This window comes from Agrococcus sp. AC640b, from assembly GCF_979255995.1.
Genome location: NZ_CEEDMM010000043.1, coordinates 202,583 through 216,128 on the forward strand (window position 1 = coordinate 202,583; position 13,546 = coordinate 216,128).

Here is a 13,546-nt window from a genome sequence, read left to right on the forward strand (position 1 = left end):
GTACGGCACCACGCTATGAACGCTCGTTCGGCACGGAGGACTCATGACCACTTGGGAGTACGCGACGACCCCGCTCCTCATCCACAAGGAGACGGCGATCCTCAACAACTGGGGAGCAGACGGATGGGAGCTCGTGCACATCGCCACGGGCGCGGAGGGCGGCCTCATCGCCTTCCTGAAGCGGCCGAAGGCGTGAGCGTCGCAGACCGCCTCGCCGAGCTGGGCCTCGCGCTGCCGCCGGTCGCACCGCCCGTCGCGGCGTACGTGCCCGCGGTGATCTCCGGCAGCCACGTCTACACGTCCGGCCAGCTGCCGTTCGTCGACGGCGCGCTGCCCGCGACCGGCAAGGTGGGCGCCGAGGTGTCGCCCGAGGATGCGAAGACGTACGCGGCGACGTGCATCCTCAATGCGCTCGCGGCCGTCGAGTCGCAGATCGGCTCGCTCGACCGCGTGACGCGCATCGTGAAGGTCACGGGCTTCGTGGCGAGCGCCCCCGGGTTCTCGGGGCAGCCGGGCGTCGTGAACGGCGCATCCGAGCTGCTCGGCGAGCTGCTGGGCGACGCGGGCGTGCATGCGCGCAGCGCCGTCGGCGTCGCGGAGCTGCCGCTGGGCGCTCCCGTCGAGATCGAGCTCATCGCGGAGTTCGCCTAGCCACCGACCGATGGAGGTTCTCGGCCGCGTGTGACCTCACGAGCGGCCGAGAACCTCCTGTGCTTCGAGCGGGGATCAGCGCAGCTGCGAGCGGATCGCCTCGACGACGCCCTGGTCGGCGAGCGTCGTGGTGTCGCCGAGGTCGCGTCCCTCCGCGAGGTCGCGCAGCAGGCGGCGCATGATCTTGCCCGAGCGGGTCTTCGGCAGGTCGGGCACGATGAACACCTGCCGCGGGCGTGCGATGGGCCCGATGTCGGATGCGACGTGCGCACGCAGCGACCGCTCCGACTCCTCGACGCTCTGCGCGTCGGCGAAGCGCGCCTTGAGGATGACGAACGCGACGACCGCCTGCCCCGTCGTCTCGTCGGAGGCGCCGACGACGGCCGCCTCCGCCGTCGACTCGTGGCCGACGAGCGACGACTCGATCTCGGCCGTCGACAGCCGGTGCCCGGAGACGTTCATGACGTCGTCGACGCGGCCGAGCAGCCAGATGTCGCCGTCCTCGTCCCTGCGAGCGCCGTCGCCTGCGAAGTAGCGGTCGCCGAACTTCTCCCAGTACGTCTCGCGATACCGGTCGTCGTCGCCCCAGATGGTGCGCAGCATCGACGGCCACGGCTCGGTGACGACGAGCAGGCCGCCCTCGCCGTCCTCGACGACGGCACCCGACTCGTCCACGACGTCGATCACGATGCCAGGCAGCGGCACCTGCGCGCTGCCGGGCTTCAGCGCGGTGACGCCGGGCAGCGGGGCGATCATCATCGCGCCCGTCTCGGTCTGCCACCACGTGTCGACGATGGGGGTGAGGCCCGAGCCGACGACCTCGCGGTACCAGAGCCACGCCTCGGGGTTGATGGGCTCGCCCACGGTGCCGAGCACCCGCAGGCTCGACAGGTCCGACGACTGCACGTGCTGCCGCCCGAGCTTCATGAACGTGCGGATCGCCGTCGGCGCCGTGTAGAAGATGGTGACGCCGTAGCGCTCGATGAGCTCCCACGGGCGCTCGGGGCCGGGGGTGTCCATCGTGCCCTCGTAGAGCACCTGCGTCGCGCCGTTCGCCAGCGGCCCGTAGACGACGTAGGAGTGGCCGGTGATCCAGCCGACGTCGGCCGTGCACCAGAACACGTCGGTCTCGGGATGCAGGTCGAACACCGCGCGATGCGTGAAGGCCGCCTGCGTGAGGTAGCCGCCGGAGGTGTGCAGGATGCCCTTCGGCTTCCCCGTCGACCCCGACGTGTAGAGGATGAACAGCGGGTGCTCGGCGTCGAGGCCGGGAGCCTCGTGGTCGGCCTCCACCTCGGCCATCGCCTCGTGGTACCAGCGGTCGCGGCCCTCGACCCACTCGACGTCGTTCTCGCCGCGGCGCACGACGAGCACGCCGGACACGTCGTGGCCGTCGCTCGCGAGCGCCTCGTCGACGACGGGCTTGAGCGGCAGGACCTTGCCCTTGCGCCACGTGCCGTCTGCCGTGATGACGAACGTCGCCTTCGCGTCGTCGATGCGCATGCGCAGGTTCGAGGCGCTGAAGCCGCCGAACACGACCGAGTGGATGGCGCCGATGCGCGCGCAGGCGAGCATCGCGGCGACCGCCTCCGGCAGCATCGGCAGGTAGATGGCGACGCGGTCGCCGTCGCCGACGCCGTGGGCCTCGAGCACGTTGGCGAGTCGCTTGACCTCGTCGGTGAGCTCGGCGTACGTGATGGTGCGCCGATCGCCCGGCTCGCCCTCCCAATGGAGCGCGACGCGGTCGCCGAGGCCCGCCTCGACGTGACGGTCGAGGCAGTTGTAGGCGACGTTCAGCTGCCCGTCGCCGAACCAGCGCGCGTGCGGCGGCTGCCAGTCGAGCACCTCGGTGAAGTCGCGATGCCAGTGCAGCTCGCGAGCGCGATCGGCCCAGAACGCGAGCCGGTCGGCATCCGCCTCCTCGTAGAGCCCCGCGCCCGCGACCGCCTGGGCGCGGAACGCGTCGCTCGGTGGGAAGGTGCGCGACTCGGAGACGAGGTGCTCGAGGTGCTCGGTCATGTCGGGTGCTCCCTTGCATCTGGACGTGACCATCCGACCCTATGGGATGCGCGACCGCTCGCCGGTTGCGAACGGTTGCGCACGGGGGATCCCGCCTGACGCGGGCGGAGGGGCCGGAGTATGCTCCGGGTGTCGATCCCGTGTCGACACGGCAGGCTGCGTCGGATTCCCCCGATCCGTGCGTCTGCGGCGGCGCCCGTTCCCCCCAATGGGCGCCGCCTTCCGTGTGCGGGCGTCTCCACAGGCCCGCGCTCTCCACCGAGCAGCCGCGCTCGAGGCGTGGGCGATGCGCCCGCTGGCAGGGTGCAGCGCATGCCAGGCATCCCGTTCGTCGCAGGACTGCCCGTGGCGCCCGCGGCGAGGCTCGGCGCTTCGGGCGCGCCGTTGCGCGAGTTCGGCGAGCTGGCGCCGCTCGTGGGCGACGCGGCGGTGACCGACGTGTTCGTCGTCGCGGGGCGCGCGTGGGTCGACCGCGGAGCCGGGGCCGTGCAGACGCCCATCGTGCTCGACGAGGCACGCGTGCGGGCGCTCGCGACGCGGCTCGTGGAGGCGGGAGGCAGGCACGTCGACGAGGCCACGCCGTGCGTCGACGTGCGACTGCACGACGGCATCCGCGTGCACGTCGCGCTGCCGCCCGTCGCCGTCGCGGGCACGCAGCTGTCGATCCGGCTGCCGCGCACCGATGCGCTGGGGCTCGATGCGCTCGCATCCGCGGGCGCGTTCTCGCTCGTGGGTCGCGCACGCGTCGACGCGCTCGTGGCACGCCGCGCCAACGTGCTCGTGACGGGCGCAGGTGGCTCGGGCAAGACGACGCTGCTCGGCGCGATGCTGTCCGCGGCGGCACCGGGAGAGCGGATCGTGACGATCGAGGACGTCGCCGAGCTGCGCATCGCGCACGACCACGTCGTCGCGCTGCAGACGCGGCAGGCGAACCTCGAGGGCGTCGGCGAGGTCGACCTCGCTCGGCTCGTGCGGGAGGCGCTGCGCATGCGACCGGATCGGCTCGTGCTGGGGGAGTGCCGAGGCGCGGAGATCCGCGAGCTGCTCGCCGCCCTCAACACCGGCCACGACGGCGGCGCGGGCACGTTGCATGCGAACGCGCTCGCCGACGTGCCAGCGCGACTCGAGGCGCTCGGCGCCCTCGCCGGGCTGTCGCCCGCGGCCCTCGCTCGGCAGGCGGTGAGCGCGTTCGACGCCGTGCTGCACGTCGAGCGCGACGCCGATCGGCGGCGCATCGTCGCCGTGGGCGCGCTCACGATGCGCGACGACCGGCTCGAGGTGGCCGATGCGCGCGCGTGACCTCGAGGCGGTCGCGACCCACGTGCAGCGCGTCGCCGCCGTGACGGCAGGTGGGGTGCCGCTGCACGCCGCCTGGGGCTACGTGGGCGTCGACCGTGCGAGCCGCGACGACGCGCACGCCGAGGCGTGGCGGCTGTGCGACGTCGCGCTCGACGTCGCGGCCGAGGCGGGCGCGCCGGTCGCCGCGGTGCTCGCGCGCCTGGCAGGCACGCTGCGCGATCGCGCGGCGGGTCTGCGGGCCGTCGACGTCGCGCTCGCCGCGCCGCGGTCGACCGCGAGAGTCGTCGCCGCACTGCCGCTCGTGGGCATCGGGTTCGGCATGCTGCTCGGGCTCGATCCGCTCGGCGCCCTCGTCGGGTCGCCGATCGGCCTCGTCGCGCTCGCGACCGGCATCGCGCTCGGGGGCATCGCGCTCGTGTGGACGCGGCGCATCGTCGCGGCTGCCACGCGTGGATCGCCCACCGCAGGGCTCGAGCTCGAGCTCGTCGCGGTCGCGCTCGCTGGCGGCGTCGGCGTGGCGCGGGCCCGCACGATGGTGGCCTCGGCGCTGCAGACGCACGGCGTCGCCGGGGTCGACGCCGAGACGATCGACGAGACGCTGCGCATCGCAGAGGCTGCGGGCGTGCCTGCGGCGGGTCTGCTGCAGGCGGAGGCGGAGGCGGCGCGCACGCGGGAGCGGCTCGCAGGGCAGGAGCGAGCCGAGCGCGCATCGGTGCGGCTCGTCGTGCCGCTGGGCGTGTGCGTGCTGCCGGCGTTCGGGCTGCTCGCGATCGTGCCGCTCGTGCTCACGATGCTGCAGCAGGCGATCGCGCCGATCGCCTGACGAGCCTGCGCGTCAGCCGCGCGGCTGGGCGTCGTGCTGCTCGGGCGACGGCTGCTGCGCATCCCACTGCTGCTGCTGAGGCCACTGCTGGGCCGGCCACGGCTGCTGCTGCCACTGCTGGGCGGGCCCCTGCTGCTGCGGCGGCCATGGCTGCTGCACGTGCCCCGGCTCGGCCGCGAGCGCCCAGGCGCGTGCCGCATGCCAGGTCGCGGGATCGACGTTCGGCGGCAGCACGGGGCTCGCTGCGTGCTCGAACCGCCCGCTGCGCAGCGAGGACGGCAGGACGCCGGGAACGAGGTACGCGAACCCGACGAACGGCACGACGCCGCCGAGCGCCCAGCCGCCGACGATGAACGCGAACGAGAGGCCGCCGTGCAGGCCGGCGTCCTGCAGCCTGCGCCACGTCAGCGCGAGGTGCGGCACGAGGAGGCCGAGGGAGAGGAGGCTCCCGAGCATGAGGAGCCCGAGACCGGGGAGCAGCAGCTCGAGGGGTGTGCTGGATCCGCCGACGGTCGACGGCGACTCGATCGACTCCCGGACGATCGTGATGGTGCCGATCGCGTAGACGATGACGCCGGGCGCCGTCAGCACCGTCGTGGCGAGGAAGAGCGTCAGCTGCCCCCACCAGAACTCGCTCATGCTCGCACGACCTCGGAACGTCGCGTACTTGCGGAGGAATCGCACCATCCCCGCAGGGCCGATCCCGTAGTGCGGCTGGTCGAGGGGCACTGGCATGCCAGCAGTCAACCAGCGCGCACCTCCGCATCCGCTCGGTGGCCGCGTCCTCACAGGCCGGCGCCGTCCACAATCGCGGCGCAGGCGAGGTCGCGCAGGCGGCGTCCGTGCTGTCGTGGTGGCCCGCGCACGGGGCGCGGAGGGAAGAGGGTGGAGATGCTCAGGCTCAGGATGCTCGTCGACGACGAGGCAGGGGCGGCGACCGCGGAGTACGTGGTGGCGACGATGGCGGCGGTCGGCTTCGCAGGGCTGCTCGTGGTGATCCTGCGCAGCGACGAGGTGCGTCAGGTGCTCACCGACATGGTGCAGCGAGCGCTCACGGTGCAGCAGTGAGGTGGCGCCGTCGCGACCTGCACGGCGAGCGCGGCGCCGTGACGGCCGAGCTCGCGGCGGCGCTGCCCGCGGTGGTCGTCGTGGCGGCGCTCGCGATCGGCGGCGTGGGGGCCGCCGCGCAGCAGGTGCGCCTGCAGGACGCCGCAGGCGACGCCGCGCGCGCGGCCGGCCGTGGCGATGCGGCGCAGGAGCACGCCGGCGCTGCGACGGTCGAGGTCGCGACGACGGGCGACCTCGTGTGCGTCACGGTGCGCAGCGAGGCCCTCGGCGGCGTGGTGCCGCTCGTCGCCTCCAGCTGCGCGGACGCGAGCGGTCGATGACGATGACGCCTGCACCGCACGGCGCTCGCGGTGCTGCGCTCGCCGACGACCGAGGCGCAGGCACGGTGCTGGCGCTCGCGCTCGTCGCCGCGTGCGTCGCGGCTGCCGCGGTGGTGCTCGCGGCGTGCGCCGTCGTGGTGGCGTCGGCGCGCGTGGATGCGGCAGCCGACGCCGCGGCGCTCGCCGCCGCCGATGCCGCAGCAGGCTTCAGCGACGTCGACCCGTGCGCGCGTGCGGAGGTGCTCGCGGGCGCCAATGGCGCGCGCGTCGTCGACTGCGTGCTCGACGGGCTCACGTCGACGGTCGTCGTGCGCGACGCAGGCGGGCTGCCGGTGGTCGCGACGGCGGTCGCTGGCCAACCCGCCCTCGAGCAGGAGGCGTCGTGACGCGACGGCGCCCGGGCACGCCTGCGGCGAACGCCCACGCTCGGCGGCACGGCGGCGTCCCGCGTCGTGTGTAGTGTGTGGAACCGTCCGCGGGAAGGAATTGCGTTGGCAGACGGCATCAGGCTCGTCATCGTCGAGAGCCCTGCGAAGGGCAAGACGATCGAGCGCTACCTCGGTGAGGGCTACAAGGTCATGGCCTCGGTGGGGCACATCCGCGACCTCGTGAGCCCCCGCGACCTCCCGGCCGACATGAAGAAGGGGCCGTTCGGCAAGTTCGCCGTCGACGTCGACTCCGCCTTCGAGCCGTACTACGTCGTCAACGACGACAAGCGCAAGACGGTCACCGAGCTCAAGAAGGCGCTCAAGGACGCAGACGAGCTCATCCTCGCGACGGATGAGGACCGCGAGGGCGAGGCCATCGCGTGGCACCTCCTCGAGGTGCTCAAGCCCAAGGTGCCGGTGCAGCGCATGGTCTTCCACGAGATCACGAAGGAGGCCATCGAGCACGCCCGCGACAACACGCGCCAGCTCGACATGGACCTCGTCGACGCGCAGGAGACCCGCCGCATCCTCGACCGCCTCTACGGCTACGAGGTGAGCCCCGTGCTGTGGCGCAAGGTGCGCCAGGGGTTGTCGGCCGGTCGCGTGCAGTCGCCGACGGCTCGCCTCATCGTCGACCGGGAGCGCGAGCGCATGGCGTTCGTGCCCGCCGCGTACTGGAGCCTCGCCGCGACGTTCGACGCCAAGGGCAAGCACTTCCTCGCCAGGCTCGTGCGCCTCGACGGCGCACGCATCGCCACGGGATCCGACTTCGACGACCGCGGTCGGGTGAAGGGCGTGCGCACCATCCTCGACGCCGAGGCCGCCGCCGCGCTCGGCGACGAGCTCGAGCAGTCGTCGTTCACGGTCGCCGGCGTCGAGTCGAAGCCGTACCGCAGGCGCCCGTCGGCGCCGTTCACCACGTCGACGCTGCAGCAGGAGGCCGGTCGCAAGCTGCGCTTCTCGGCGAAGCAGACGATGTCGGTCGCGCAGTCGCTCTACGAGAACGGCTACATCACCTACATGAGGACCGACTCGCCGTCGTTGTCCGCGCAGGCCATCTCGGCCGCGCGCACGCAGGCCGTCGCGCTCTACGGCGACGGCGCCGTGCCGCCGGCTCCGCGCCTCTACTCGGGCAAGTCGAAGTCGGCGCAGGAGGCGCACGAGGCGATCCGTCCGGCTGGCGACGCGTTCCAGACGCCGAAGTCGCTCGCCGGCCGCCTCACCGACAACGAGTCGCGCCTCTACGACCTCATCTGGAAGCGCACCGTCGCGAGCCAGATGATCGACGCGACGGGGCAGACGGCCACGATCACGATCGCCTCCGAGGCGACGAGCCGCGGCGTGGCCGAGTTCACCGCATCCGGCACGGTCATCACCGAGCCCGGGTTCCTGCAGGCCTACGAGGAGGGCAAGGACGTCGACCGGTACGCCGACGACGCCGAGCAGGACGCGACGCTGCCGGACGTGCAGGCGAAGGATGCGCTGGGGCTCGAGAGCCTCGACCGCAAGGATCACGTCACCACGCCGCCGCCGCGCTACACGGAGGCGAGCCTCGTCAAGGCGCTCGAGGAGCTCGAGATCGGCCGCCCCTCGACCTACGCGTCGATCATCGACACGATCGTGCGCCGCGGATTCGTCACCCTGCGCGGCGGCGCCCTCGTGCCCGAGTGGATCGCCTTCGCGACGATGAACCTGCTCGAGCAGCACCTGGGGCAGTACGTCGACTACGACTTCACCGCCGAGATGCTGGCCGACCTCGACCGCATCGCCGATGGCGACGCCGATCGGGTCGAGTGGCTGTCGCGCTTCTACCGCGGCCACGACGGCAAGCCGGGTCTGCGCGACGTCGTCGGCAACCTCGGCGAGATCGACGCGCGCGCCGTGAACTCCATCGACCTGGGCGAGGGCGTCACGCTGCGCGTCGGCCAGTACGGCCCGTACCTCGAGCGCACCGACGAGCAGGGCACGCTGCAGCGCGCGAACGTGCCTGAGGAGCTCACCCCTGACGAGCTCACGCTCGCGCGTGCGCAGGAGCTGCTCGATGCGCCGCCCGTCGAGGAGCGCGTGCTCGGCGAGCATCCGGAGACCGGCAAGTCCATCATCGTGAAGGACGGCCGCTTCGGCCCGTACGTCCAGGAGCTCGAGCCCGAGCCCGAGACTCCGGCGGAGCCCGCCCTCACGAAGACCGGCAAGCCGAAGAAGGTGCCGAAGCCGCCGAAGCCGCGCACCGCATCGCTCTTCGCGTCGATGTCGCCCGAGACCATCGACCTCGACACCGCCGTGCAGCTGCTGTCGCTGCCGCGCACGATCGGCGTCGACCCGGCCGACGAGTCGGCGACGCCCATCACGGTGCGCAACGGCAGGTACGGCCCGTTCATCACGAAGGGCACCGAGACGCGGTCGCTCGACAGCGAGGACGAGATCTTCTCGATCACGCTCGAGCAGGCGATCGAGAAGCTCGCGCAGCCGAAGTACGGCGGCAGGCGCCAGTCGTCGGCGCTCGCCGAGTTCGATGCCGACCCCGTCAGCGGCAAGCCCATCAAGGTGAAGGACGGCCGCTTCGGTCCGTACGTCACCGATGGCGAGACGAACGCGACGATCCCGCGCGGCGAGGAGGTCTCGGACGTCACGTTCGAGCGTGCCGTGGAGCTGCTGCAGATCAAGCGCGACAAGGGACCGGTGAAGAAGCCGGCCCGCAAGGCGCCCGCGAAGCGGCGCACGCCAGCCAAGAAGTGAGCGTGGCCGGGCTCTTCCTCACGCTCGAGGGCGGCGACGGCTCGGGCAAGACGACGCAGTCGACGCTGCTCGCGGCGTGGCTGCGCGATCGCGGGCACACGGTCGTGACCACGCGGGAGCCGGGCGGCACCGACCTGGGCGTGGAGATCCGACATCTCGTGCAGCATCGCCGCGGGCACGTCGCGCCGCGCGCGGAGGCACTGCTCTACGCCGCCGATCGCGCCCATCACGTGGCGACGCTCGTGCGACCCGCGCTCGAGCGCGGCGACGTCGTGCTGCAGGACCGCTACATCGACTCGTCGGTCGCCTACCAGGGCGCAGGCCGGGTCCTCGGCGCCGACGAGGTGCGCGACCTGTCGCTGTGGGCCGTCGACGGGCTGCTGCCCGACCTCACGATCCTCCTCGACCTCGACCCAGCCGAGGGTCGGCGTCGCATGGCTGCGCGAGCCGACGCACCCTACGACCGCCTCGAGGAGGCGCCCGACGACTTCCACGACCGCGTGCGCGCCCAGTACCTCGCGCTCGCCGCGGCCCACCCGGACCGCGTCGTCGTCGTCGACGCGGCGAGCGCGCCGGACGTCATCCACGCTGCCGTCCGAGAGCGCGTCGTCGCCCTGCTGGCAGGCTGACGCCGTGGGCGTCGAGGCGAGGGGAGCGCGAGCGTGAGCGATCCGTGGGGCGAGATCGTCGGCCAGGACGCCGCGGTCGCGACGCTGCGCCGCGCCGCCGCGTCGCCCGACACGTCGGCGATGACGCATGCGTGGCTGATCACCGGCCCGCCAGGCTCCGGTCGCTCGAACCTCGCGTTCGCCTTCGCAGCGGCGCTGCTGTCGCCGCCGGACGGCGTCGACGAGCGCGTGCGCGTGCAGGTCGACGCACGCACGCATCCCGACCTCGTCGTGCTCGCGACCGAGGGCGTGACCATCTCGATCGCCGCGGCCCGCGAGGCCGTGCAGCGCGCGTCGATGTCGCCGGCGTCGTCGCGGTACCGAGTCGTGGTCGTCGAGGACGCGGATCGCATGATCGAGCGCACGTCGAACACCCTGCTCAAGGCGCTCGAGGAGCCGCCGGAGGACACCATCTGGGTGCTGTGCGCGCCCGGCGAGAGCGACCTGCTGCCGACGATCCGCTCGCGCGTGCGCACCGTGTCGCTCGGCGTGCCCGACCCCGACGCGGTCGCGAGGCTGCTGGTCGAGCGCGACGGCGTCGACCCCGCGCTCGCCGCGCAGGTCGCCCGCGAGGCGCAGAGCCACATCGGCATGGCACGCAGGCTCGCCACGAGCGACGAGGCGCGCGCCCGCCGGACCGAGACGCTCGACATCGCCCTGCGCGTGCAGACGGCCGGCCACGCGGTGCTCGCGGCGGCCCGCTACGTCGAGATCGCCGGCGCCGACGCCGAGGCGATGAGCGCCGACCAGGACGCCGCCGAACGCGAGCAGGCGCTGCGGCAGCTCGGCATCGCACCCGGCGGCACCGTGCCGCCGCAGCTGCGCAAGCAGCTGCGCGAGCTCGAGAAGGTGCAGAAGGACCGCGCGAAGCGGGGTCTGCGCGACGGCGTCGACCGCATCCTCGTCGATCTGCTGTCGCTGTTCCGCGACATCCTGCTCACGCAGCTCGGCGTCGCGACCGAGCTCGTGAACGCGGCGCAGCGATCCCGGATCGAGGAGGCGGCGCACGGGCGGCGGCCCGAGGATGCGCTCGCCGTGCTCGACGCCATCCAGGTCGCCAGAGATCGCATCGAGGCGAACGTGCCGCCGCTGCTGGCGCTCGAGGCGCTGCTCGTCGTCGCCGCCGCGCCGTCGCAGCGGTGAGCATCGCACGCCCAGGCGCTCGCACGTAGCATGAGCGCGGACGAAGGGACTCCCATGGCTTCGAGGCTCCGCCGCAGCACGACCGTCGCCGCGCTCGCCGCAGCGGTCGCGATCGCGCTCTCCGGCTGCGTCCTCGTGCCGCCGTCGCTCGCGCCGGGCCAGGGTGGCACGCCACCGACGCCGGACGGCTCCGGCGCCCTCGACTTCACCCCCACCGGCGAGGACGTCGACGCCGCCCTCGAGCCGTACTACACGCAGGACGTCGACTGGACGCTGTGCGCAGGCGGCATGACGTGCGGCACGATCGACGCCCCCATGGACTGGTTCGGCGCCGACGACGGCCGCTCGATCGAGGTCAGCATGATCGTGCGCCCCGCAGACGGCGAGGCGTGGGGCACGATGCTCTACAACCCGGGTGGGCCGGGTGCCTCTGGCCTGGAGTACGTGCGCGAGTACGGCGACTATCTCGTGGCGCCGGAGGTGCTCGAGCACTACAACCTCGTGGGCTTCGACCCTCGCGGCGTCGGCCAGTCGACGCCCATCACCTGCTACGACGACCCGTCGACGCTCTACGACTACCTGTACGAGATCCCCGAGGGTCCGAGCCCCGAGCCGCTGTCGGACGAGGCGCTGCAGCAGCAGCTCGACGATGCCGCCGAGTTCGGCGACGCGTGCCTGCAGCACACGGGCGAGGCGCTCGAGTTCATGGGCACCGAGCAGGCCGCGAGCGACATGGACCTCATCCGCGCCCTGCTGGGCGAGGAGCGGCTGCAGTACCTGGGCGTCTCGTACGGCACGCTGCTGGGCTCGACGTACGCCGACCTGTTCCCCGAGCACGTCGGCAGGTTCGTGCTCGACGCCGCCGTGGCACCCGATGCGACCGATGCCGACGGCACGCTGTTCCAGGCGGGTGGCTTCGAGCTCGCGCTGCGCAACTGGATGACCGACTGCCTGAGCGTCGGCGAGTGCCCGTTCGATGCTGCCGACGCCGACGAGGGCATGCAGCAGGTGGGCGCGTTCCTCGACGGACTCGAGGCGGCACCCGTCGCGGGCACCGATGGACGCGAGCTCGGCTCGAGCACGATGTTCACGGCGATCGCGGCGAACCTGTACTCGCCGCAGCAGTGGGGCACGTTGCGCTCGGTGATCTCGGACGTGCTGGCAGGCGACGCCGACTCGGCGCTCGCCGAGTCGGACCGCTACTACGGCGTGAACCCCGACGGCACGTTCGCCGACAACTCGTTCGAGGCGCTCATCGGGGTCAACTGCCTCGACGCGCCAGCGGTGACCGACTTCGACGAGGTGCGTGCGAACGCGGAGGAGATCCGCACGGTCGCTCCGACGCTGTGGCAGGCGTTCTCGGGCATGTCGACGTGTGCTGCGTGGCCGTTCGAGGCGACGCGCGAGCCGCACGTCATCACGGCTCCGGGCGCCGAGCCGATCGTCGTCATCGGCGGCCGCAACGACCCGGCGACCCCGTACGAGCAGTCGGTGACCCTCGCGGAGCAGCTCGACAGCGGCGTGCTCATCTCGGTCGATGCTGAGGGCCACTCGCAGTACAACCTCGGCAACGCGTGCGTCGACGAGCCGGTGAACGCGTACTTCCTGACCGGCACGGCGCCCTCGGCCGACATCGACGACTGCTGACGAGCCATGGGGATTCGCTGCAACCTTGCAGTGACTGCAATCATGGTGCCATGACGGACGAAGGACTGCGAGCGCGCAAGCGCAGGCGCACGAGCGCGGCCATCCAGCGCGCCGCGCTCGAGCTCGCCCTCGAGCGCGGAGACCTGCAACCGCCCGTCGACGCGATCGCCGCACGCGCCGACGTGAGCCCGCGCACGTTCTTCAACTACTTCGCGACCCGCGACGAGGCGCTCATCGGCGAGCCCATGCGCTTCCCGGACGACGCCGACCCCACGGTCGGTGCCGACCTGCTCGACATGCTCGAGACCGTCGCGCTGCAGGTGCTCGGCGACCGCGAGCTCGACCGCGGCCTCATCATGCTGCGCCGCGACGTCATGCGGCAGCATCCCGAGCTCTTCGCCCGCCGCATGCTGCAGAGCCACGAGATCGAGCAGCAGCTCGTGCGGCTCGCCGAGCGCCGAGCCGACCTCGACGGCGCCGACCGCGCGCACGAGCGCGGCCGCATCGCCGCGCTCGTGGCGATGGGGGCGCTGCGCGCCGGATGGATGCGCTGGGTCGACCGTGCGGGAGCGGAGAGCCTCGAGGACGCCGTGCGTGCGACGTTCGACGAGGTGCGACGCATGGTGCGCGAGGCGACGGTCGCCTGATCCCTTCGGCGGCGGCGTCGTCGCCCGCCGGTCGCCGCCCGCCGCCCGCTGGTCACGGTCCGGTCACGACCTCGCCATCTGGCCGATCCCGCGTCGT

The 13,546-nt window shown here is 72.7% G+C and carries 14 protein-coding genes; 12 read left to right on the forward strand and 2 right to left on the reverse strand.

Going from position 1 to position 13,546, the window contains the following annotated elements:
- The first annotated feature begins 43 nt into the window (after positions 1-43).
- Complete coding sequence (locus ACZ6H8_RS14880) at positions 44-196, forward strand: DUF4177 domain-containing protein (RefSeq protein ID WP_260980139.1); 153 nt, start codon at positions 44-46, stop codon at positions 194-196.
- Entirely contained in the window at positions 193-651 is a 459-nt protein-coding gene (locus ACZ6H8_RS14885; protein WP_464147693.1) for a RidA family protein, read from the forward strand. Before ACZ6H8_RS14880 ends, ACZ6H8_RS14885 begins: the two co-directional genes overlap by 4 nt.
- A gap of 75 nt (positions 652-726) precedes the next feature.
- Here ACZ6H8_RS14885 and acs read toward each other — a convergent pair whose 3' ends face one another.
- Entirely contained in the window at positions 727-2,670 is a 1,944-nt protein-coding gene (gene acs, locus ACZ6H8_RS14890; protein ID WP_464147694.1) for an acetate--CoA ligase, read from the reverse strand.
- A gap of 312 nt (positions 2,671-2,982) precedes the next feature.
- On the opposite strand from acs, the gene ACZ6H8_RS14895 reads away from it, so the two are divergent.
- Positions 2,983-3,969 (forward strand): TadA family conjugal transfer-associated ATPase, encoded by a 987-nt coding sequence (locus ACZ6H8_RS14895; protein WP_464147696.1) that lies wholly within the window; start codon positions 2,983-2,985, stop codon positions 3,967-3,969.
- Complete coding sequence (locus ACZ6H8_RS14900) at positions 3,956-4,792, forward strand: hypothetical protein (protein WP_464147697.1); 837 nt, start codon at positions 3,956-3,958, stop codon at positions 4,790-4,792. The genes ACZ6H8_RS14895 and ACZ6H8_RS14900 overlap by 14 nt, the downstream gene beginning before the upstream one ends.
- A gap of 12 nt (positions 4,793-4,804) precedes the next feature.
- Here ACZ6H8_RS14900 and ACZ6H8_RS14905 read toward each other — a convergent pair whose 3' ends face one another.
- Entirely contained in the window at positions 4,805-5,527 is a 723-nt protein-coding gene (locus ACZ6H8_RS14905) for a DUF805 domain-containing protein (protein ID WP_464147699.1), read from the reverse strand.
- A 156-nt stretch (positions 5,528-5,683) separates the two neighbouring features.
- Here ACZ6H8_RS14905 and ACZ6H8_RS14910 point away from each other — a divergent pair, with 156 nt between their 5' ends.
- From ACZ6H8_RS14910 to ACZ6H8_RS14945, 8 genes are all read left to right on the forward strand, one after another.
- Complete coding sequence (locus ACZ6H8_RS14910) at positions 5,684-5,860, forward strand: DUF4244 domain-containing protein (protein ID WP_464147700.1); 177 nt, start codon at positions 5,684-5,686, stop codon at positions 5,858-5,860.
- Positions 5,857-6,180 carry a TadE family type IV pilus minor pilin gene (locus ACZ6H8_RS14915; RefSeq protein ID WP_464147701.1) on the forward strand — a complete coding sequence of 108 codons (324 nt, stop codon included), beginning with the start codon at positions 5,857-5,859 and terminating at the stop codon, positions 6,178-6,180. Before ACZ6H8_RS14910 ends, ACZ6H8_RS14915 begins: the two co-directional genes overlap by 4 nt.
- 2 nt (positions 6,181-6,182) lie before the next feature.
- Entirely contained in the window at positions 6,183-6,566 is a 384-nt protein-coding gene (locus ACZ6H8_RS14920) for an Rv3654c family TadE-like protein (RefSeq protein WP_464147702.1), read from the forward strand.
- Between the two features lie 105 nt (positions 6,567-6,671).
- Complete coding sequence (topA, locus tag ACZ6H8_RS14925) at positions 6,672-9,344, forward strand: type I DNA topoisomerase (protein ID WP_464147703.1); 2,673 nt, start codon at positions 6,672-6,674, stop codon at positions 9,342-9,344.
- Between the two features lie 2 nt (positions 9,345-9,346).
- The gene (gene tmk, locus ACZ6H8_RS14930; RefSeq protein ID WP_464147704.1) at positions 9,347-9,973 is read left to right on the forward strand and encodes a dTMP kinase; all 627 of its coding nucleotides are present in this window, start codon (positions 9,347-9,349) and stop codon (positions 9,971-9,973) included.
- Positions 9,974-10,006: 33 nt separating this feature from the next.
- Positions 10,007-11,155: a DNA polymerase III subunit delta' gene (locus ACZ6H8_RS14935; protein ID WP_464147705.1), complete on the forward strand. Its 1,149-nt coding sequence runs from the start codon at positions 10,007-10,009 to the stop codon at positions 11,153-11,155.
- A 54-nt stretch (positions 11,156-11,209) separates the two neighbouring features.
- The gene (locus ACZ6H8_RS14940) at positions 11,210-12,802 is read left to right on the forward strand and encodes an alpha/beta hydrolase (RefSeq protein WP_464147706.1); all 1,593 of its coding nucleotides are present in this window, start codon (positions 11,210-11,212) and stop codon (positions 12,800-12,802) included.
- Between the two features lie 50 nt (positions 12,803-12,852).
- Positions 12,853-13,449, forward strand: a complete 597-nt coding sequence (locus tag ACZ6H8_RS14945; RefSeq protein ID WP_464147707.1) for a TetR/AcrR family transcriptional regulator — start codon at positions 12,853-12,855, stop codon at positions 13,447-13,449.
- The last annotated feature ends 97 nt before the right edge of the window (positions 13,450-13,546 follow it).

Coding starts and splice junctions, on each gene's coding strand:
- ACZ6H8_RS14880 (WP_260980139.1), top strand. CDS start 44: ATGACCACTTGGGAGTACGCGACGACCCCGCTCCTCATCCACAAGGAG.
- acs (WP_464147694.1), bottom strand. CDS start 2,670: ATGACCGAGCACCTCGAGCACCTCGTCTCCGAGTCGCGCACCTTCCCA.
- ACZ6H8_RS14895 (WP_464147696.1), top strand. CDS start 2,983: ATGCCAGGCATCCCGTTCGTCGCAGGACTGCCCGTGGCGCCCGCGGCG.
- ACZ6H8_RS14900 (WP_464147697.1), top strand. CDS start 3,956: ATGCGCGCGCGTGACCTCGAGGCGGTCGCGACCCACGTGCAGCGCGTC.
- ACZ6H8_RS14905 (WP_464147699.1), bottom strand. CDS start 5,527: ATGCCAGTGCCCCTCGACCAGCCGCACTACGGGATCGGCCCTGCGGGG.
- ACZ6H8_RS14910 (WP_464147700.1), top strand. CDS start 5,684: ATGCTCAGGCTCAGGATGCTCGTCGACGACGAGGCAGGGGCGGCGACC.
- ACZ6H8_RS14920 (WP_464147702.1), top strand. CDS start 6,183: ATGACGCCTGCACCGCACGGCGCTCGCGGTGCTGCGCTCGCCGACGAC.
- ACZ6H8_RS14940 (WP_464147706.1), top strand. CDS start 11,210: ATGGCTTCGAGGCTCCGCCGCAGCACGACCGTCGCCGCGCTCGCCGCA.
- ACZ6H8_RS14945 (WP_464147707.1), top strand. CDS start 12,853: ATGACGGACGAAGGACTGCGAGCGCGCAAGCGCAGGCGCACGAGCGCG.